Below are 18,776 nucleotides of genomic sequence, written 5' to 3'. Positions count from 1 at the left end.
GAGGGGAGCTTGTGTATGTCCAGCCATTATTCCAATCATTCTTATTCCAATGTTAAGCCTTATTCCTCCAAATCCAAATTTCGTTACCGCAATAGCTACGGTTTAGTTGTATTTGTACTTATTATGTTGATTATGAGCTGGGAAACCGGCCGCATGGATACAGCGATCGCAAGCGGAGAAATTCCGCAGGAAGCGATTCGCCTTCGCATTTTAGCAAATTCGGATAGTCCTGCCGACCAAGCGGTGAAGCGCGTTGTGCGCGACGAGATCGTCAAAGCGATGGGCACTTGGGTAAGCGGTCCGCAAACGATTGAGGAAGCCCGCCAAACGATTCTGGCTCATATGCCGGAGATCAAGGCGATTACGGCTGAAGTGCTTGCAAGCCGCGGCTTCACATACGGCTCGGATGCCGAGCTTGGCGTTGTTCCTTTCCCTACGAAAATGTACGGCAGCGAAATGTATCCTGCCGGCGATTACGAGGCGGTTCGCATTACACTTGGCGCAGGCAACGGTCAAAACTGGTGGTGCGTGCTTTTCCCTCCGTTATGTTTCGTAGATGGAGCATCCGGAGAAGCGGTTGCTGGAGCGTCAACGGTGGCTGCAGCGCAGGTAGAACCATCGGTCGACAAGCAAGCGCAGCCAGATGATCAATCCGAGCAACCGTCCGCGCCTGAAGCGAAGTTTTTCCTGTGGGAGATGCTTGAAAAACTGTTTAACTGGATCAAAGCTCTCTTCGTCTAACGAAACGTCTTGCTTGCAAGTGGCTGTGCTATAATGCTTTTATAGGCAACACATTCATGGATAAGCAAGGATTGAACGATACGATGAACAAAACAACGATATGGCAAGTCCAGGCCGAAGAGCCTGCATCTGCCTTGAGTCTTAAAGAAGCAGCCGCCGTGCTGCAGGGTGGAGGCTTAGTCGCCTTCCCGACCGAAACGGTCTATGGCTTAGGAGCCGATGCTCGAAATACAGCTGCGGTTCAAGGGATATTTACCGCCAAGGGACGGCCGTCCGATAATCCGCTGATCGTGCATATCGCTAGCATTGGCCAAGCGGATGAGTTAGTACAGCCATATCCGCCGCTTGCCGCACAGCTAATGAAGCGCTTCTGGCCAGGACCGCTTACGATCGTGCTGCCTGTTCGCGAAGGCAAGCTGTCGCCGCTTGTTACGGCCGGTCTTGCCACTGTGGGCATTCGCATGCCGGACCACCCAGCGGCGCTTGCTCTCATCGAGCGAGCCGCTTGCCCGGTCGCCGCGCCAAGCGCGAACCGATCAGGCCGACCAAGCCCGACGCTTGCGGCGCATGTGCTGGAGGACCTTGAAGGCAGGATCGACGGCATCGTCGATGGCGGAGCGACGGGTGTCGGTCTCGAATCGACCGTCATAGAGCTCGCTGACGATAGAACGATTCGTATTTTGCGCCCCGGCGGCATTACGCAGGAAGCGCTGAGAGCCGCATTCCCCCATGCGGTCATCGAAGGCGCCGACGCTGCAGAGTCGGAAGCCGCGCCAAGGTCGCCTGGCATGAAATATACGCATTACGCCCCGCAGGGTGAGCTAACACTCGTGCAAGGCGAGCCCGTTCAGGTGGCTGCCTACATCCGCGCCGAGGTCGATAAGGCCAAGAAACGCGGGGAGACTGCCGGTGTATTGGCTTTTGAAGAACGAATCGCCTTCTATGAAGGCGATCTTGTGCTGTCTTGCGGAAGCGAGAAGTTGCTTGAAGAAGCTGCTCATCGCTTGTACGCCGCGCTGCGTGAATTCGATGCTGCGAAGGTACAGCGCATCTGGGCCGAATGCGCCCCTGAGCACGGAATCGGTGAAGCGCTTATGAACCGTATGGCGAAAGCCGCAGGAAATCGAATTATTCGATTGCAATGATTGTAGTCTGTTTGTCCACTTGTTCGCATATGTTTGGTATAGAATGTGACGGACATGGAGGAGATAGGCTGTGGTCGAGGCTGATTTGCATGCAGGACAATTTGTGACGCTGCTTATCATGGCTGTAGCGTTAGGATTTGATGCTTTTTCGTTAGGGCTCGGTATCGGTTTGAGAGGCATACGGATCAAAGATATTTTGAAGCTTAGCTCGGTCATTGCCTTGTTTCATATCATCATGCCGCTTGGCGGCATCGTGATGGGGCAGTTCGTAAGCGGGCTCCTTGGCAGTGTGGCTACGACCGCGGCAGGTATTCTGTTACTGCTGCTTGGCGGACATATGATATACAGCTCATTGCGGGGCGATGCCGTAACGTCATTCGATCACCGCACCACTTGGGGCTTGCTCGTATTCGCGCTTAGCGTGAGCATCGATTCGTTTTCCGTGGGCATTACGCTTGGCATGTTTGCGGCGGATATATGGCTGACGGTATTGCTGTTCGGCCTTTTCGGCGGCTTAATGTCGATAATGGGGCTGATGCTTGGACGGAAAGTAAGCGCAGATCTAGGCGAGTATGGAGAAGCGCTCGGCGGTGCTATTTTATTCGTCTTCGGTATTTTGTTCATCTTCTGACAGGACATGCCTCTCCATGCTAACGAGGCTGGACGTAAACGGTCTTTTTCGGTACTATTTAGTTAAGTGAATGTGCTGTAAGTTTGTGCGAATTGCACAATGCGGCTGCACTTTGCGTTTTGTATGAAACGAATGGAATATTAGTTTTTATAAAATCTTTTAAAATTAGCTTTTGCCGCCAAAATCGGCGATAGTCGTTTCACCTTGACGCGACATGATAAGGAGGCAGCAGGCATGAAACGTATTTTATTCGTATGTACAGGCAATACATGTCGCTCCCCGATGGCGGAAGCGATGCTGAAACGAATGGCGCAAATGAGAGGGATTACGGTTGCCGTTCGTTCCGCAGGCGTATCGACGGTTGACGGACTTCCCGTTTCCAAACATGCGCTGGAGACGCTTCGCGAACGCGAGATCGATCATAAAGGATCTTCCAGAGCGATGACTTCGGAAGCGGTTGAATGGGCAGATCTTATATTGACGATGACCTCCGGACATAAGAGAGGACTGCTTCAATGGTTTCCGGAAGCGGTTGACAAGACTTACACGCTTAAGGAGTACACGAACATAGACGAGCGTGTCCTTGCCGATATCGAGGAGCTTGAAGGACTTTATACGGACATGCATATGAAGCAGGCTCTTGGCCAGCAGCTCACGTCCTTGGAACGAACGCGTCTGCTTGAGCTGGAACGGCGCATTCCCGACTTCGACATCGCCGATCCGTTCGGCGGCTCCTTTGCTTTATATGCTAGCTGCGCGCAGGAAATCGAGACGGCGCTTGTCCGTCTGCTTGATAAGATTTCCAAGCGATAATTCGATTCGCCTTAGGTGTTTGCAATTGATTTTTTGTCGTTTATCGGCTATGATGAAAAGACAAATTAGGTTTCCGATGTAACTGGCGACGGAAGTGGGCTAACCACGGTGGAGCATCGGATCATACGGCCGGTCGCCTGGGCAAAGAGCAACATGCTATCAAGCATGTCATGCTCTTTTTTTGTCTTCATAAGAATTGTCGTTAACAGTGTATCAGCCTATAGTCCTGATCAGCCGTTTACGCTTGACAAATGCAGGTATAATAAGACTGTAATTGAGTTCGAGGGAGGTCAAAAAAACCTATGAAAATTGCAATTGGAGCCGATCATGCCGGCTATGTGCTAAAGGATGTTGTCGTGCCCTTCATTGAATCGTTGGGTCATGAAATTGTCGATGTAGGCTGCGACTGCAGTCAATCGGTTGATTATCCGGACTACGCGCTTCCTGTATGTGATCTCGTTGCGAACGGAGAAGCCGATCGCGGCATTCTGATCTGCGGGACGGGCATTGGGATGTCGATTGCCGCTAATAAAGTGAAGGGCATTCGCTGTGCGCTTGTACATGATCTGTTCTCAGCTAAGGCGACTCGCGAGCATAACGATACGAACGTGCTTGCCATGGGAGAGAGAATCATCGGACCGGGCGTTGCTCAGGAAATCATTCGCATCTGGTTGGAAACGCCGTTCTCGCAAGGCGAACGCCACCAGGGCCGATTGAATAAATTAGCTCAAATCGAACAACAATTTGCGTCGAAATCCGTGTAATCGATATGACGGAAGCATATATGAATGATCGCGATCCGCTGGAATCGATTGCTTCGAATGTAGAAACGATCATAAGGGAGCTTGCTTCGGCTGGCGGATTGTCGGCTGGACAGCTGCTCGTTATAGGTGTTAGTACAAGCGAGGTGCTTGGACAGCGCATCGGGACGGCAGGCACGCTGGTTGCTGCCGAGCGAATATTCGCCGGTGTCGAGGCTGTTCGCAAGGAAATCGGATTTCATCCCGTTTATCAATGCTGCGAGCATCTGAATCGCGCGCTTGTCATCGAACAGCCGGTTGCTGAGCGGCTCGGTCTGGAGCTTGTATCGGCAGTTCCGATTCCGAAGGCGGGCGGTTCAATGGCCGCATTCGCTTATCGGACGCTCCCGGGAGCGTGTCTCGTAGAGACCGTGGCGGCACATGCGGGCATCGATATCGGCGATACGCTGATTGGGATGCACTTGAAGCGCGTTGCCGTACCGGTTCGACCTTCGATTAAGAGCATCGGCAGCGCCCATGTTACGATGGCGTTCACGAGACCGAAGCTGATCGGCGGCACTCGCGCTGTGTATGAGCTTGATGAAGCTGTGCCGAAGCCGGAACAGACAAGCGGCACATGCGACTAATTCAATAAGGATACAAGATTCAAACCTATATAATCTTTTTTTAAACCTAAGGAGGAACTAATGACATGGAAAATCTACGTAAGCAAGATCCGGAAGTATTAAAAGCAATGGGCCTTGAGCTGACTCGCCAACGCGACAACATCGAACTAATCGCTTCCGAGAACATCGTAAGCGAAGCTGTTCTTGAGGCAATGGGTTCGGTATTGACGAACAAATACGCGGAAGGTTACCCAAGCAAGCGTTACTACGGCGGCTGTGAGCATGTCGATATCGTCGAGGATCTTGCCCGCAACCGTGCGAAAGAATTGTTCGGTGCCGAGCACGCGAACGTTCAGCCGCACTCCGGCGCACAAGCGAATATGGCTGTATACCTTGCTGCTCTTAAGCCTGGCGATACGGTTCTTGGCATGAACCTGGCGCATGGCGGCCACTTGACGCACGGCAGCCCGGTTAACGCATCCGGCTTGCTCTACAACTTCGTAGCTTACGGCGTACAAGAAGACTCCTTCACGATTGATTATGAAGAAGTTCGCAAGCTTGCTTTCAAGCACCGTCCACGTTTGATCGTAGCGGGCGCGAGCGCATACCCTCGTATTATCGATTTCGAAAAATTGGGCAAAATCGCAAGCGACGTAGGCGCATTGTTCATGGTTGATATGGCACACATCGCAGGCCTTGTAGCTGCAGGTCTTCACCCGAGCCCGGTGCCGCATGCGCACTTCGTAACGACAACGACGCACAAGACGCTTCGCGGACCACGCGGCGGTATGATTCTTTGTCGCAAAGAGTGGGCTGCTGCTATCGATAAAGCGGTATTCCCAGGTTCCCAAGGCGGACCGCTTATGCATATTATCGCGGCAAAAGCAGTCGCTTTCGGCGAAGCGCTTCAGCCTTCCTTTAAGCAATATGCACAAAACGTCGTGAAGAACGCTAAAGTTCTTTCCGAAGAATTGTTGTCCCGCGGAATCAACATCGTATCCGGAGGAACGGATAACCACTTGATGTTGATCGACACGCGTAATCTTGGCGTTACAGGTAAAGTGGCTGAGCATGTATTGGATGAAGTTGGCATCACGGTTAACAAAAATGCTATTCCTTTCGATCCAACGAGCCCGTTCGTAACTAGCGGTATCCGTGTAGGTACGCCAGCGGCTACAGCTCGCGGAATGAATGAAGACGCAATGAAAGTTATTGCAGAAGTGATTGCCCTTGTATTGAAAAATACGGAGGATCAAGCTGTTCTTGAGAAAGCGCGCGGCATGGTTCGTGACCTGACAGCTAAATTCCCGCTTTACCCTGGAATGACTTACTAATACGCTATACAGTATCTATATACAATCGTTTGTATAAAAAACGATCAAAAGCCCGTGTATCGACGCGAAGTCGATGTCACGGGCTTTTTTTCATGCATGGTATGACCGAAAGCATGCATGTTTATTCAAGTATCCAAAAGCTATTTACAAACGATTTGTAAGCACCGATAAAAAATTTTTTAAAGTAAAATTTACCGCAAGTGTATTTTTTGAAATTTGTAGCATCCTATATGCGACAAGGGATTTGTCGAATTTCCAGCAAAATCGTTTCTGACAAAAAGCTGACGTGCCAATTTTTAGGTTGTTGACAATGTAATATTCGTTAGTATATATTTTCTACGTTAAAATCAGAGTAATAGTATATTATTTTCGTGAAAATTAATGAATTTATTATTCATTCAGATTCATAATTATGCAAAATGAATTTTTATGCACTTTGTATAATTATTAATCATTAATTTTTGCGTTTTTAATGTTACAATAAATTACTTCTGAGACAAAATCAGGGGAGGAAATGAAGTGAAAAAGAGATCAGTATTTTCGTATGTAACGCTTTTGTTGGTGCTTACGCTCATCGTGGCTGGCTGCGGCAACAAAAACAACAACCCTGCAAACCCGAACAACTCCGGCAACGGTGAATCCGAGGGCACTCAGGAAGCAAGAGCTTTCCGCATGAACCTCCATTCCGAACCGCCAAGTCTTGACCCGGCACTGATGGAAGACAACGTGTCCGGTACTGTAGCAACAGGTATTTACGAAGGTCTGACACGCAAGGACGAATCCGGCAACACAGTCGAAGGTATGGCTGAGTCGTGGGAAGTGTCTGAAGACGGCAAGACTTATACATTCAAAATTCGCTCTGATGCAAAATGGAGCAATGGCGATGCAGTAACCGCTAATGACTTCGAATTCTCTTGGAAACGCGCGCTTGATCCTGCTGTAGGATCGACATATGCGTACCAATTCTATTACATCGTAGGCGCTCAAGATTACAACGAAGGCAAGACGACGAATGCCGACGCTGTAGGCGTTAAAGCGCTGGACGCTCAAACATTGGAAGTTAAGCTTAACTCTTCAACTCCTTACTTCCTTGGTTTGACTTCGTTCTACACGTACAACCCTGTTCACCAATCCGCTAAGGACAACGCTGCTTGGGCAGCAGACGCTGCAACGATCATCGGCAACGGTCCTTTCAAAATTAGCGAATGGCAGCACAATACTTCCATGAAGCTCGTTCCGAACGAGAACTATTATGCGAAGGACGAAGTAAAGTTCACTAGCGTTGACTTTACGATGATTGCCGACTCCGCAACTGAGCTTGCAAACTACGAAACGGATCAGCTTGATTACACAGGCAAACCGACTGGCGAGATTCCAGCTGAGCAAATCCCCGTTCTTGCTGAATCGAAAAAAGACGAGTTCAACCAAATCGGTACGGCTAGCTCGTACTACTACATGTTCAACACAGAGAAAGCGCCATTCAGCAACGTGAAGGTACGTAAGGCACTGGCGATGGCGATCGATCGTCAACTGATTGTTGAAAACATTACACAAGCGGGCGAGCTTCCTGCATTCGGCTTCGTACCTCCGGGCATCGTCGGCGTGAACGGCAACTACCGCGACGAAGTGAAGGACGATTTCTTCAAGGAAGATATCGAAGAAGCTAAGAAATTGCTTGCTGAAGGTTTGTCGGAGCTTGGCCTTACTTCTTTCCCGGAAGTGAAGCTGACTTACAACACGAACGACACGCACAAAGCAATTGCTGATGCGATTGTTGATATGTGGAAGAAAGAGCTCGGCATTACAACGATTACAACTGCAGCTGAAGAATGGGCTGTATTCCTTGAGAACCGTACGGCTATGAACTATGATATCCAACGCGCTGGATGGGGAGCGGACTACAACGATCCAATGACGTACATGGACATGTTCGTAACGAAAGGCGGACAAAACAACACTGGTTTTGCTTCTCCTGAATACGACGCTCTGATCAAAAAAGCATATGCAAGCAGCGACCAACAAGAACGCATTGATGCAATGAAAGAAGCAGAACAAATCTTGATGGAGCAATTGCCTATCTTGCCGCTCTACTACTACAGCAGCGTATACCTGCTGAAACCAGGATTCGAAAATATATACCTGGACTACAAAGGCGACATTGAGTACACTCGCGGCTACTACGTAGCAAAATAGTGTGAGTCCAACGCTTGAAGTCGGGGATATATGCGAGCAGCATATATCCCTTTCTTTTGAAATAGGAGAGAGTCAAAGCTTCACTTATTTCGTTAATGCGAGACGCAGGCCGTCTTGTTTGATTCAAAGGGAGGTGTCCGTTGCATTGTTAAAATACGTATCCAAAAAGTTTCTGTCGATGATTGTGTCGCTGTTCGTTCTCGCGTCGGCAACCTTCTTTTTGATGAAGCTCATTCCAGGCGATCCGTTCCTGCGTGAGAAAGCGATTCCCGAGAAGATCAAAGAACATTTGTTTGCCATGTACGGTTTAGATCAACCGGTATGGAAGCAATACCTGATGTATTTGAACAACTTGCTTCATGGAGACTTAGGTATGTCGATGAAGCAGCAGTATATGTCCGTTACACGCATTATTAACGATAGCTTTAAGTATTCCGCGCAAATCGGCGTGCTGGCAATTATTGTTTCTGTTGCCGCAGGTTTGATTCTAGGCATTATTGCCGCGCTAAACCATCGAAAATTATTGGATAGCCTTACGATTGTCGTTGCCGTGCTTGGGGTTTCGATTCCGAACTTCCTTGCGGCGTCGGCGTTGCAATACGTTTTTGGCCTGAAGCTCCGCTGGCTTGACGTATCCGGTCTGAATGACTGGAGCGACTACATTATGCCGGTGCTTGCACTGTCGTTCTTACCCGCTGCATTCATTGCGCGCCTGACTCGCTCGACAATGCTTGAGGTTCTATCCGCTGACTATATTAAGACGGCTCGCTCCAAAGGGCTTAGCGGACGTATCATTCTCGTTCGTCACGCCCTTCGCAATGCGATCCTGCCTGTCGTGACCTACATCGGTCCGATGACGGCGAATATTATTACAGGCTCTGTCGTTGTTGAACAAATATTCGGCATCGGCGGCATTGGCAAGTTTTTCGTTCAAAGTATCACGAACCGCGACTATACGCTTATTATGGGCCTTACGTTGTTCTACGGCATTATTCTGATGGCTGCGCGGTTCTTAACTGACGTTGCATACGGCTTCGTTGATCCGAGAATTAAGTTAAGCAAAGGGAAGGGGGGCTAAATCATGGCAACGGATAAAATGTTGACCCCTGATGACTTTGTCAAGCTGACTAAGGAAGAGAAGAAAACGGAGACGGTCGTTCGCGAAAGCATTTCAGCTTGGAAGGATGCATGGCTCAGACTGAAAGCGAACAAGATGGCGATGATATGCCTTGCGCTACTCATTGCTATTGTGATTATGGCGATTGCAGGGCCTTGGATTTCCAAGCTTGCAGGTCATGACTTCTCGACTAACCATTTGACGGAAAAGAACACTGCTCCGAACGGAACCTATTGGTTCGGCACCGATAATCTAGGTCGTGACATGTTCGCCCGTACGTGGATGGGAACGGGAATTTCGTTGCAGGTCGGCTTGTATGCGGCACTTGCCGATCTTGTCGTCGGTGTCATTATGGGCGGTATTATGGGTTATTTCGGCGGCCGTGTCGATGAAATTCTTAACCGCTTTTGCGAGATTATATATTCCATACCGAGCATGCTAATTATTATTTTGCTCATCGTTATTATGGAGCCTAGTATGTTCACGATTGTACTTGCGCTCAGTATAACCGGTTGGGTGAATATGGCTTGGCTTGTCCGGGGTCAGATCATGCAGCTCAAAAACCAGGAGTACGTCATGGCTGCGCAAGCGCTTGGCGCAAGCACGCCGCGTATTCTGTTCCGCCATCTCATCCCTAACGCAATGGGACCGATTATCGTAACGCTGACATTGACCGTACCGAGCGCGATCTTCGCGGAGGCGTTCCTCAGCTTCCTGGGCCTCGGCGTTCAATCGCCGGCAGCATCGCTAGGTACAATGATTAACGATGCGATTAAGGCATGGACGCTATATCCGTGGAGAATGTGGTTCCCGGCTGTAATTATTAGTTTGATGATGCTTTGTTTCAATATTTTCGGTGATGGTCTGCGGGATGCGCTTGATCCGAAGATGAAGAAGTAGGAGGTGGACCATGATGGAAAGATTGCTTGAAGTCAAAGACCTTCGCGTTGATTTTAAAGTTCGCGGCGGCATCGTGCAAGCGGTGCGCGGCGTCAACTTTCATGTGAATAAAGGCGAGGCGGTAGCGATCGTAGGCGAGTCCGGCTGCGGCAAGAGCGTCACGGCGCAATCTCTTATGCGGCTCGTTCCGTCCCCGCCGGCGAAGACGACAGGCTCGATTCAATTCGCAGGCAAAGATATATTGAAGCTGACCGACCGGCAGATGGAGGACGTGCGCGGCAAGGAAATGGGCATGATCTTCCAAGACCCGATGACCTCGCTGAACCCTACGCTGACGATCGGCCGTCAGATAACGGAAGGACTTGTGAAGCATCAAGGCTTAAGCGGCGAGAAAGCTCGCGCTAAAGCCATTGAGATGCTGGAGCTCGTAGGCATTCCGAATCCGGCTTCGCGCGTGAAACAATATCCGCATCAATTCTCCGGCGGCATGCGCCAACGGGCGATGATTGCGATCGCGCTTGCGAGCAATCCGTCGCTGCTTATAGCGGATGAGCCGACAACGGCGCTTGACGTTACGATTCAAGCGCAAATTATGCAAGTGATGAAAGATTTGCAGCAAAAGCTTGGCACTTCTATTATTCTTATTACGCATGACCTTGGCGTTGTAGCCGATGTGTGCGATCGCGTTATTGTCATGTATGCAGGCAAAGTCGTGGAAACGGGAACGAAGTGGGAAATATTCAAAAATCCGAAGCATCCGTATACGAAGGGGCTGCTGCGCTCTGTGCCGCGTCTCGATCAGAAGAAGGACGAGCCGCTCGTTCCGATTTACGGCATGCCGCCGGATTTGATCAAGCCGCCTGTAGGCTGCAGCTTCTGTGCGCGCTGCGACGAAGCGATGCGCGTCTGCGTCGATAACGATCCTGAATTGCTTCAAGTAGGCGACAGCGAGTCGCATGCTTCGGCATGCTGGATGGCGCATCCTTATGCGCAACCAGCAAAACGGGAGGTGTCGGTATGAGCCAGTCGTTGATTGAAGTGAAAAACTTGCGTAAGTTTTTCAATCTCGGAGGCGGTACGACGCTACAAGCGGTTAACGATATTAGCTTGTCTATTCAGAAGGGCGAGACCGTCGGCGTCGTTGGGGAGTCGGGCTGCGGCAAGTCAACCGCCGGCCGTACGATTATGCGTCTCTATGAGCCGACGAGCGGTTCGGTTGCCTTCGAAGGCAAAGATATTTATGGTCTGAAAGGCTCGAAGCTGAAGGCGCTTCGCCGCGATATGCAAATGATTTTCCAAGATCCGTATGCATCGCTTAACCCTCGTATGACGGTTATGGACATTATCGGGGAGCCGCTCGATATTCATAACCTGGCCAGCGGGGGCAAGGAACGTCGGAAAAAAGTCGAGAATTTGCTCGATTTGGTCGGTCTTAATCCGAGCCATGCGACGCGTTATCCGCATGAGTTCTCCGGCGGTCAACGCCAGCGTATCGGCATTGCTAGGGCGCTTGCGGTCGATCCGAAGTTCATCATTGCCGATGAGCCGATCTCGGCGCTTGACGTATCCATTCAAGCTCAAGTCGTTAACTTGATGCAGGATTTGCAGCGCAAGATGGGTCTGACTTATCTGTTTATCGCGCATGACCTGTCGATGGTTAAGCATATAAGCAACCGCGTTGCCGTTATGTACTTGGGCAAAATTGTAGAGCTTGCTTCCAGTGATGACTTGTATGCGACGCCTGCGCATCCGTATACGCGAGCGCTTATGTCGGCGATCCCGATTGCCGATCCCGAGGTTGAAGCAACACGGGATAGGATTGTGCTTACCGGCGATTTGCCGAGCCCGATCAACCCGCCTAAGGGCTGCCAGTTCCATACGCGCTGCCCAATTGCGACCGATCGCTGCAAGGTGGATGAGCCTGCACTTGTCGAAACAAGAAAAGGACATTTCGCCGCGTGTCACTACGCATAATGAATGAAGAGTAGCCGTATGGCTGGCCGATTACCGGCTGCCGTACGGCTCTTTTTGGTAAGTGTGAGGTTAAGCAACTTAGAGCCTAATGTCCCTTCCTGTGTTAGAATATGGGTAATACAGTTGGATGGAGAGGACGGAATCAATGAATCAATTTGTACCCGGAATGTTCGTTTTTCTAGTCGTCATTATTGTTGTCGTAATCGTTGTTATCAACATAGCGAAGTCTAGTCGGCAGTCATACTCTGGCAGAGGCCCCGGAAGTATGAAACGATATTATGCTTCATGGCCGGCAGAGGAGCCGCCTCAGGCGCTTGGCGTGCCGTACGGTCATCCAGCCCGATCCGCTGCAGAGAGGCTTGAATCGGCGATCGGTCTTGATTTCGAAGCTCGCATCAAGGATCGTGTGCTGAAGGAGCAGCCTCGTCTGACCGATAACGAATGGAAATGGACATGGTTTGAGCTGAAGCGTTACTTTCTGATGTGCGCGACGATGAGAAGCGTGCCGATGTACAGCCGTTCGGCGGATGCGATCTGGCATGAGATGTTAATGTTCACGCGGGAATACGAGCAATTCTGCGCTAAATTCAGTGGCGACCTTATTCATCATGCTCCGCATGCGGCGGGTGTACAGCCCGAGCCGGGCGAGCGGGCTTGGTTCGACTGGGTGTACGGCGAGCTGTTCGAGCGCACGCCGGCGAGCGGAAGGGTGTGGGGGACGTTCTATCGCACGCCGCTGCCGCAGTCGAAGCTCGATGAGGTTGAAGGATGGGGCGAGGATCGTTTGAAGCAAGAATGGTTCAACGGCAAAACTCCGCTCAAACACGCCGATATTGGCGGTATAATCGATCATTTGATTGGCCGGTTGAAGGAGCAGCTTGGTGCCGCTAGGCGCAATCAAGCCCGGAACAGACATAGCCGCTCGTTCACGAACGGCGCGCATAATCCTTCCCTGGATGGGATCACCTTCCTATCCGGTATGCTCATCTTCAACTCGCTTCATCACTCCAATGATTTCGCAAGGCAGATGGACAATTTGCAGACGGATGAAGAGCGCAAATCGAATTCGAGCGGCGATTCAACATACGCATGCAGCGGCTCATCGCATGACGGCAGGCATGACGGAGGCCATGACGGTCATTCGGGCGGCGGTCATGGCGGTGATTCCTCCTGCGGCAGCGGCGGAGGAGATGGTGGCGGCGGCGGCTCTTCCTGCGGAGGCGGGGGCGGCTGCGGCGGCGGAAGCTAGTGGTAAGTGTGTAAGATGCGTAGAAATGAAGCAACCCGTGTCCTCTGAAGATGGATACGGGTTGTTTCATGTGCTGCAGCACCTACCATAAGAGCATATGTGCTCTTACAGCGAGCTGTATGGTGAGTGTTAGTGTCTGTAAGGACATATGCGCTCTTACGGAGTGAACGAGGTAGCTGGAACGTGCGCACGTGTACCTGTAAGAGCACATGTGCTCATACAGCGAGCGGTATGGCGAGTGTTAGATGCTTTTACGTGCGGTTGAGGAGGCTCGGTAATCTCGCTGGTTCGCGTTTCGGCATTTATCGACAAGCCCCAGCATTAGCCGCGCAGGCTTGGACATACTGAAATAGTAAAAAACTCAAGATGCATCACGGGGTTTACAATGCTATAATAGTTGGGATTGTGTCAAGCCTACAACTATATACAGGAGGAATTACGCTCCATGAGCAAACTAATCATTTGCGACCATCCTTTAATTCAGCATAAGCTGACTTTTATTCGGAATAAAGAAACGAATACGAAAGATTTTCGGGAATTGGTTGACGAAGTAGCCACATTGATGGCTTATGAAATTACGAGAGACATTCCGCTGGACACGATTAAAGTGGAAACGCCTGTCGCTGTGACAGACGCCAAAGTCGTATCGGGCCGCATGCTGGGACTGGTGCCGATTCTACGGGCCGGACTAGGCATGGTCGACGGCATACTGAAGCTTATTCCATCCGCTAAGGTCGGACATATCGGGCTTGCTCGCGATCATGAGACGCTGCAGCCGAAGGAATATTACATTAACTTGCCGACGGATGCCCCTAATCGTTTGCTGATCGTGATCGATCCGATGCTGGCAACGGGCGGTTCGGCAATTGCCGCTATCTCCTCGCTTAAGAACCACAATTGCGACCAGATCAAATTGATGTGTCTGATTGCTGCACCTGAAGGCGTGAAGGCCGTTCAGGAAGCGCACCCGGACGTAGATATTTATATCGCTGCATTGGACGAGCGCCTGAATGAGAAGGGCTATATCGTACCAGGTCTTGGTGACGCTGGAGACCGCATGTTCGGGACTAATTAGAGCCTCAGAAGGCAACTATTAATAGGAGTGGAATCTTTTGTCCAAACTGAAGGTAATGACCATTTTCGGTACGCGCCCGGAAGCAGTCAAGATGGCACCGCTTGTTCTTGAACTGCAGAAGCATGACGATCAGATCGAATCGATCGTATGCGTGACGGCACAGCATCGTCAGATGCTGGATCAGGTGCTCGACTTCTTCGAGATTGAGCCGAATTATGATTTGAATGTAATGAAGGATCGCCAGACGCTGACAGAAACGACCGTGCGGGTGCTTGAAGGCCTCGATCCGGTGCTGCAGCAAGCGAGGCCAGACATCGTGCTCGTGCACGGAGATACCCAAACGACGTTTCTAGCCAGCTACGCGGCGTTCCTTAAACAAATTAAGGTAGGTCATGTCGAGGCGGGATTGCGGACGTGGAATAAGTTGTCCCCGTATCCGGAAGAGATGAACCGGCAGCTTGCAGGCGTTCTCTCGGATGTGCATTTCGCTCCGACGGAGTGGTCGGCAAACAATTTGCGCAAGGAGAACAAGTCCGAGGAATCGATCTATGTGACTGGCAATACGGCAACTGACGTATTCCAATATACGGTGGATGAATCGTTCATGCATCCTGTGCTGGATTGGGCGAAGGGCAAACGGATGATTCTGATGACGGCGCATCGCCGCGAATCGCTAGGCGAGCCGCACCGAAACATCTTCCGCGCGGTGAAGCGTATTGCGGACGAGCATGAAGACGTAGTTGTCGTGTATGCAGTCCATCTGAATCCGGCGGTAAGAGAGCCGGCGAACGAGATTCTCGGCAATCACCCGCGTATCCAACTGATCGAACCGCTAGATGTGTTCCAGTTCCATAATTTCTACCCGCATACGTACATGATTATGACCGATTCAGGCGGTATGCAGGAAGAGGCGCCGTCATTCGGCGTGCCAACCCTTGTCCTTCGCGATACAACGGAGCGCCCGGAAGGAATTGAGGCTGGAACGCTTGAACTCGTGGGCACGGATGAAGAAGCGGTATACAGCAGAGCGAAGGCGCTGCTGAACGATTCGGAACTGTACGGAAGAATGAGCAGAGCGGCCAATCCGTATGGCGACGGCAAAGCGTCAGAGCGCATCGTAGAGGCGATCTTGCATCATTTTGGCAGAAGAAAGTCACGCCCTGAATCGTTCACACAACGTTCATAGTTTACATGCGTGCAGCCTACTGTAAGGTTAATGTACAGCATACAGTAGTACTGTACGGTTTTGATCGCTCGGAACGCTAGTAGAATCAAGGATTTTGTACATCTTGTTCACTAAATGTTTGCAGTTATATCAATTGACAAAACCAGCGCCGCTTCGATAAAATATATGAGGATTGACAGGGGTACATGCCATGAATAGAAATAACAAAAGGGACAATCCGCTGCTGGCTGCCGGTCTTGTAGGCGCTCTCGGAATCAATGTCGCAGTTTGTATTTTCTTGGGGTACTGGATCGGCTCTTTGGGCGCGGACCGCTTTGGCGGCGAGATGGCTTGGAAGATGTCAGGTCTGCTTGTTGGTCTGGCTGTCGGCATTCTTTCAGCCATTCTGATTGTAAAGAGGGTTCTGGAGGATTCCGATGGATAACATTATGAAGACGGCAGTTCGGGTGCTCCTGTATCTGCTGGCAGCTTGTCTGCTGGTATGGGCTCTCGCTCCGGAATGGCGTATTGTCACACTCGGCCTTCTTCTAGGATTGGCGGCAAGTTCCATGAATGCGTTTTTATTGAGACGCCGCGTGGAGATGGTTACACAAGGTGCAGCGGGAATCGGGCCGCGCAAGATGGGTCTCGGACTCGGAAGCCGGATCGCGACCGTGCTTTTGGTAGCCATGATCGCCTATCGTTTCCCGGAGAAGTTCAGCATGCCGGCCGCGTTAATCGGCTGTATGGTTATGCCGTTTATTCTTTTGGCAGCAGCTTATATTCATAACAAACGACAGTCTTAGCGGAAAGGGGTGAAAATTTTACATGCATGAATTTCCCATAGTGCATCTTGGGCCGCTCAACATTGATCTCTCGACCGTTATCGCATTATTCGTATCCGTTGTCATTACGATGATTGTGGCAAGATTGGCAGTTCGCAATCTGTCGGTGACTAATCCAGGCAAAATGCAAAACTTCCTGGAGTGGGTCGTTGAATTCGTACACGGAGTCATTGCCAGTGCAATGCCGCTCAATCGGGTTAAGCCTTTCCTATCGCTAGGATTGACGCTTATTATGTTCATTTTCATCTCCAACTTGCTCGGTTTGCCATTCGGTGTTACTTTCGAGGCACATCACGTCAATAACGCGCTTGGCATCACGCAAGAATTGTTGGACGAGCATCACGGCGAAGCGCACGTTTCCTTCTGGAAATCGCCTACCGCTGACATTAACGTCACGGCTGGTCTTGCGATTATCGTATTCGTGATTGTCCACTACCTTGGCCTTAAGCAGAACAGAAAGCACTATCTGAAGCATTACTTCCATCCGTTCCCGATTTTCTTGCCGGTCAACCTAATCGAGACCATCGCAAAGCCGGTAACGCTGGCGCTTCGGTTGTACGCTAACATTTATGCGGGCGAGGTTCTTATCTCTACGATCCTGATGCTTAACTGGTTCGGTATCCCGTTCCTGATCGCATGGCAAGGCTTCAGTTTATTCGTAGGCGGTATTCAGGCTTTCCTGTTCACGATTCTGACGATGGTATATATTTCGCAAGCTGCCATCCATGACGAAGCCGATGAACATCATTAAATAACGCTTTAGACTCGGACAAGCTCATGAAGCTCCGGGTTGGTTATACAACTAAAAACAACATATCTCGAGGAGGATTTTAAAAATGGAAATCTTGGCAGCAGCATTGGCAGTAGGTTTGGGCGCAGTTGGCGCAGGCGTAGGTAACGGTATGATCGTCAGCAAAACAGTTGAAGGTATCGCTCGTCAACCGGAACTTCAATCCAAGCTTCAAACAACAATGTTTATCGGTGTAGGTATCGTCGAAGTTGTGCCTATCATCGGCGTAGTTATCGGTTTCTTGGCGTTCTTCAGCGCTTAATTGAAAACAGTCATGATTGGCGGGGAAGGCCTAGCCCTCTTCGCCTTCGTTATGCAATACGCTTTAATCAAACAGCGGACGGCCACAGCCGTTTACGCTTGGACACTACTGCAGTAAGAAAGGAGTGGCTTCAATGAGTTTGAGTTGGGAATCGATGTTAATAGCGATTATTTCGTTCGGCATTTTGTACTGGTTTCTGAACAAGTACGCGTTCGGTCCATTGTTCGGTGTAATGGAGAAGCGCAGACAGTTGGTGCTCGAACAGATGAATACAGCGGATTCCAGCCGTAAAGCTGCTGAACAGCAAATGGAAGAGCAGAAGGCAGCGCTGCAACAAGCGCGCAAGGAAGCCTACGAAATTATCGAGCAAGCTAGAACGACAAGCTCGAAGCAAGCGGACGATATCGTGCAAACGGCGAAATCCGAAGCTTCCCGCCTGAAAGACGACGCTCTCAAGGATATCGAAAGCGAGAAAAACAAAGCGATTGCAGCTCTTCGTTCCGAAGTTGGCGGCATCTCCGTTAAGATCGCATCGAAAATTATCGAGAAGCAAGTGGATGAGAAGGCACAGGAGCAGTTGGTTGATCAATACCTGAAAGAAGTTGGAAGCAAATGAGCCGCGATACGGTCGTAGCGAAGCGCTACGCTAAAGCGTTGTTCGAAGTTGCCGCTTCGCAGCAAATCGTTGCTGAAGTGGAAGCTGAACTAAAGCTGATTGCCACTGCTGTGGAACAGGACGCGGACGTTCAAAAATTTCTTTCTTTGCCTAACATTGACCCAAGCAAAAAAGTTGCGGCAGTTAAAGCGGCCTTCGGCGACAGCATCTCCGCGCTCGTTCTAAATACAATCGAAATTCTTATTTCGCGCAGACGGCAAGATATTCTTGTCGACGTGTACGCAGCGTATACGAAAATCGCGGGAGAAGCGCTTGGTCAAGCGCATGCGACGGTCTATTCCGCGCAATCGCTTAGCGGCGAAGAGCTTGCTACTGTAGCAGCTCAATTCGGGCAACTGACCGGCAAAAAAATTATTGCGCAGCAAATCGTGGATCCATCCCTGCTCGGCGGCGTACAAGTGCGCATCGGCGACCGTCTGTATGACGGAAGCTTGTCCGGCAAGCTGGATCGTTTACAAAAATCGTTTAAAATCTAATGCATGGTAGATAGGGGTGAACGA

Annotated in this window: 21 protein-coding genes and 1 riboswitch; all 21 genes read left to right on the top strand. The window is 50.5% G+C overall.

Features of this window, described 5'->3' with window-relative positions; translation table 11 throughout:
• Positions 1 to 15 precede the first annotated feature (15 nt).
• The 21 genes from spoIIR (at position 16) to AC0YN0_RS18865 (ending at position 18,752) form a co-directional block, all read left to right on the top strand.
• A complete protein-coding gene (spoIIR, locus tag AC0YN0_RS18965) occupies positions 16 to 741 on the top strand; it encodes a stage II sporulation protein R (RefSeq protein WP_475822648.1) in 726 nt (241 codons plus the stop codon).
• A gap of 56 nt (positions 742 to 797) precedes the next feature.
• Positions 798 to 1,886, top strand: a complete 1,089-nt coding sequence (locus tag AC0YN0_RS18960; RefSeq protein ID WP_475822647.1) for an L-threonylcarbamoyladenylate synthase — start codon at positions 798 to 800, stop codon at positions 1,884 to 1,886.
• A 118-nt stretch (positions 1,887 to 2,004) separates the two neighbouring features.
• Entirely contained in the window at positions 2,005 to 2,517 is a 513-nt protein-coding gene (locus tag AC0YN0_RS18955) for a manganese efflux pump MntP (RefSeq protein WP_475823034.1), read from the top strand.
• A 234-nt stretch (positions 2,518 to 2,751) separates the two neighbouring features.
• Entirely contained in the window at positions 2,752 to 3,330 is a 579-nt protein-coding gene (locus AC0YN0_RS18950) for a low molecular weight protein arginine phosphatase (RefSeq protein ID WP_475822646.1), read from the top strand.
• 68 nt (positions 3,331 to 3,398) lie between these two features.
• Positions 3,399 to 3,480: riboswitch (ZMP/ZTP riboswitch) on the top strand.
• A 152-nt stretch (positions 3,481 to 3,632) separates the two neighbouring features.
• Positions 3,633 to 4,094 carry a ribose 5-phosphate isomerase B gene (rpiB, locus tag AC0YN0_RS18945; RefSeq protein ID WP_337103886.1) on the top strand — a complete coding sequence of 154 codons (462 nt, stop codon included), beginning with the start codon at positions 3,633 to 3,635 and terminating at the stop codon, positions 4,092 to 4,094.
• 20 nt (positions 4,095 to 4,114) lie between these two features.
• The gene (locus AC0YN0_RS18940) at positions 4,115 to 4,717 is read left to right on the top strand and encodes a TIGR01440 family protein (protein ID WP_475822645.1); all 603 of its coding nucleotides are present in this window, start codon (positions 4,115 to 4,117) and stop codon (positions 4,715 to 4,717) included.
• 65 nt (positions 4,718 to 4,782) lie between these two features.
• Positions 4,783 to 6,030, top strand: coding sequence for a serine hydroxymethyltransferase (locus tag AC0YN0_RS18935; RefSeq protein ID WP_442053305.1), 1,248 nt, complete (start codon positions 4,783 to 4,785; stop codon positions 6,028 to 6,030).
• A gap of 519 nt (positions 6,031 to 6,549) precedes the next feature.
• Positions 6,550 to 8,223 (top strand): peptide ABC transporter substrate-binding protein, encoded by a 1,674-nt coding sequence (locus AC0YN0_RS18930; RefSeq protein WP_475822644.1) that lies wholly within the window; start codon positions 6,550 to 6,552, stop codon positions 8,221 to 8,223.
• A 145-nt stretch (positions 8,224 to 8,368) separates the two neighbouring features.
• Complete coding sequence (locus AC0YN0_RS18925) at positions 8,369 to 9,301, top strand: ABC transporter permease (RefSeq protein WP_337103890.1); 933 nt, start codon at positions 8,369 to 8,371, stop codon at positions 9,299 to 9,301.
• A gap of 3 nt (positions 9,302 to 9,304) precedes the next feature.
• On the top strand, positions 9,305 to 10,240 hold the full coding sequence (locus AC0YN0_RS18920; protein ID WP_475822643.1) for an ABC transporter permease: 936 nt from the start codon (positions 9,305 to 9,307) through the stop codon (positions 10,238 to 10,240).
• 13 nt (positions 10,241 to 10,253) lie between these two features.
• Positions 10,254 to 11,261: an ABC transporter ATP-binding protein gene (locus AC0YN0_RS18915; protein ID WP_475823033.1), complete on the top strand. Its 1,008-nt coding sequence runs from the start codon at positions 10,254 to 10,256 to the stop codon at positions 11,259 to 11,261.
• A complete protein-coding gene (locus AC0YN0_RS18910) occupies positions 11,258 to 12,214 on the top strand; it encodes an ABC transporter ATP-binding protein (RefSeq protein WP_337103893.1) in 957 nt (318 codons plus the stop codon). The genes AC0YN0_RS18915 and AC0YN0_RS18910 overlap by 4 nt, the downstream gene beginning before the upstream one ends.
• Positions 12,215 to 12,359: 145 nt before the next feature.
• Positions 12,360 to 13,463 carry a glycine-rich domain-containing protein gene (locus AC0YN0_RS18905; protein WP_475822642.1) on the top strand — a complete coding sequence of 368 codons (1,104 nt, stop codon included), beginning with the start codon at positions 12,360 to 12,362 and terminating at the stop codon, positions 13,461 to 13,463.
• 445 nt (positions 13,464 to 13,908) lie between these two features.
• Positions 13,909 to 14,538: a uracil phosphoribosyltransferase gene (upp, locus tag AC0YN0_RS18900; RefSeq protein WP_337103895.1), complete on the top strand. Its 630-nt coding sequence runs from the start codon at positions 13,909 to 13,911 to the stop codon at positions 14,536 to 14,538.
• 37 nt (positions 14,539 to 14,575) lie between these two features.
• Positions 14,576 to 15,724, top strand: coding sequence for a non-hydrolyzing UDP-N-acetylglucosamine 2-epimerase (wecB, locus tag AC0YN0_RS18895; RefSeq protein WP_475822641.1), 1,149 nt, complete (start codon positions 14,576 to 14,578; stop codon positions 15,722 to 15,724).
• A gap of 190 nt (positions 15,725 to 15,914) precedes the next feature.
• Positions 15,915 to 16,148 carry an AtpZ/AtpI family protein gene (locus AC0YN0_RS18890; RefSeq protein WP_307204789.1) on the top strand — a complete coding sequence of 78 codons (234 nt, stop codon included), beginning with the start codon at positions 15,915 to 15,917 and terminating at the stop codon, positions 16,146 to 16,148.
• Positions 16,141 to 16,509, top strand: a complete 369-nt coding sequence (locus AC0YN0_RS18885; RefSeq protein WP_475822640.1) for an ATP synthase subunit I — start codon at positions 16,141 to 16,143, stop codon at positions 16,507 to 16,509. The genes AC0YN0_RS18890 and AC0YN0_RS18885 overlap by 8 nt, the downstream gene beginning before the upstream one ends.
• A 22-nt stretch (positions 16,510 to 16,531) precedes the next feature.
• Positions 16,532 to 17,299, top strand: coding sequence for a F0F1 ATP synthase subunit A (atpB, locus tag AC0YN0_RS18880; RefSeq protein ID WP_475822639.1), 768 nt, complete (start codon positions 16,532 to 16,534; stop codon positions 17,297 to 17,299).
• An 85-nt stretch (positions 17,300 to 17,384) separates the two neighbouring features.
• On the top strand, positions 17,385 to 17,600 hold the full coding sequence (gene atpE, locus AC0YN0_RS18875; RefSeq protein WP_307204792.1) for a F0F1 ATP synthase subunit C: 216 nt from the start codon (positions 17,385 to 17,387) through the stop codon (positions 17,598 to 17,600).
• 133 nt (positions 17,601 to 17,733) lie between these two features.
• On the top strand, positions 17,734 to 18,216 hold the full coding sequence (gene atpF, locus AC0YN0_RS18870; protein WP_442049508.1) for a F0F1 ATP synthase subunit B: 483 nt from the start codon (positions 17,734 to 17,736) through the stop codon (positions 18,214 to 18,216).
• Complete coding sequence (locus tag AC0YN0_RS18865) at positions 18,213 to 18,752, top strand: F0F1 ATP synthase subunit delta (RefSeq protein ID WP_475822638.1); 540 nt, start codon at positions 18,213 to 18,215, stop codon at positions 18,750 to 18,752. The genes atpF and AC0YN0_RS18865 overlap by 4 nt, the downstream gene beginning before the upstream one ends.
• Positions 18,753 to 18,776 lie beyond the last annotated feature (24 nt).

This window comes from Paenibacillus sp. J22P218 (assembly GCF_056269195.1).
The sequence above is the reverse complement of the archived record's forward strand: the minus strand, read 5'-3'. Positions and strand labels throughout refer to the sequence as shown.

What these genes read in the sequence shown, in the direction of transcription:
- spoIIR (WP_475822648.1), top strand. Translation starts at nt 16, where the DNA reads ATGTCCAGCCATTATTCCAATCATTCTTATTCCAATGTTAAGCCTTAT.
- AC0YN0_RS18960 (WP_475822647.1), top strand. Translation starts at nt 798, where the DNA reads ATGGATAAGCAAGGATTGAACGATACGATGAACAAAACAACGATATGG.
- AC0YN0_RS18955 (WP_475823034.1), top strand. Translation starts at nt 2,005, where the DNA reads ATGGCTGTAGCGTTAGGATTTGATGCTTTTTCGTTAGGGCTCGGTATC.
- AC0YN0_RS18950 (WP_475822646.1), top strand. Translation starts at nt 2,752, where the DNA reads ATGAAACGTATTTTATTCGTATGTACAGGCAATACATGTCGCTCCCCG.
- rpiB (WP_337103886.1), top strand. Translation starts at nt 3,633, where the DNA reads ATGAAAATTGCAATTGGAGCCGATCATGCCGGCTATGTGCTAAAGGAT.
- AC0YN0_RS18940 (WP_475822645.1), top strand. Translation starts at nt 4,115, where the DNA reads ATGAATGATCGCGATCCGCTGGAATCGATTGCTTCGAATGTAGAAACG.
- AC0YN0_RS18935 (WP_442053305.1), top strand. Translation starts at nt 4,783, where the DNA reads ATGGAAAATCTACGTAAGCAAGATCCGGAAGTATTAAAAGCAATGGGC.
- AC0YN0_RS18920 (WP_475822643.1), top strand. Translation starts at nt 9,305, where the DNA reads ATGGCAACGGATAAAATGTTGACCCCTGATGACTTTGTCAAGCTGACT.
- AC0YN0_RS18915 (WP_475823033.1), top strand. Translation starts at nt 10,254, where the DNA reads ATGGAAAGATTGCTTGAAGTCAAAGACCTTCGCGTTGATTTTAAAGTT.
- AC0YN0_RS18910 (WP_337103893.1), top strand. Translation starts at nt 11,258, where the DNA reads ATGAGCCAGTCGTTGATTGAAGTGAAAAACTTGCGTAAGTTTTTCAAT.
- AC0YN0_RS18905 (WP_475822642.1), top strand. Translation starts at nt 12,360, where the DNA reads ATGAATCAATTTGTACCCGGAATGTTCGTTTTTCTAGTCGTCATTATT.
- upp (WP_337103895.1), top strand. Translation starts at nt 13,909, where the DNA reads ATGAGCAAACTAATCATTTGCGACCATCCTTTAATTCAGCATAAGCTG.
- AC0YN0_RS18890 (WP_307204789.1), top strand. Translation starts at nt 15,915, where the DNA reads ATGAATAGAAATAACAAAAGGGACAATCCGCTGCTGGCTGCCGGTCTT.
- AC0YN0_RS18885 (WP_475822640.1), top strand. Translation starts at nt 16,141, where the DNA reads ATGGATAACATTATGAAGACGGCAGTTCGGGTGCTCCTGTATCTGCTG.
- atpB (WP_475822639.1), top strand. Translation starts at nt 16,532, where the DNA reads ATGCATGAATTTCCCATAGTGCATCTTGGGCCGCTCAACATTGATCTC.
- atpE (WP_307204792.1), top strand. Translation starts at nt 17,385, where the DNA reads ATGGAAATCTTGGCAGCAGCATTGGCAGTAGGTTTGGGCGCAGTTGGC.
- atpF (WP_442049508.1), top strand. Translation starts at nt 17,734, where the DNA reads ATGAGTTTGAGTTGGGAATCGATGTTAATAGCGATTATTTCGTTCGGC.
- AC0YN0_RS18865 (WP_475822638.1), top strand. Translation starts at nt 18,213, where the DNA reads ATGAGCCGCGATACGGTCGTAGCGAAGCGCTACGCTAAAGCGTTGTTC.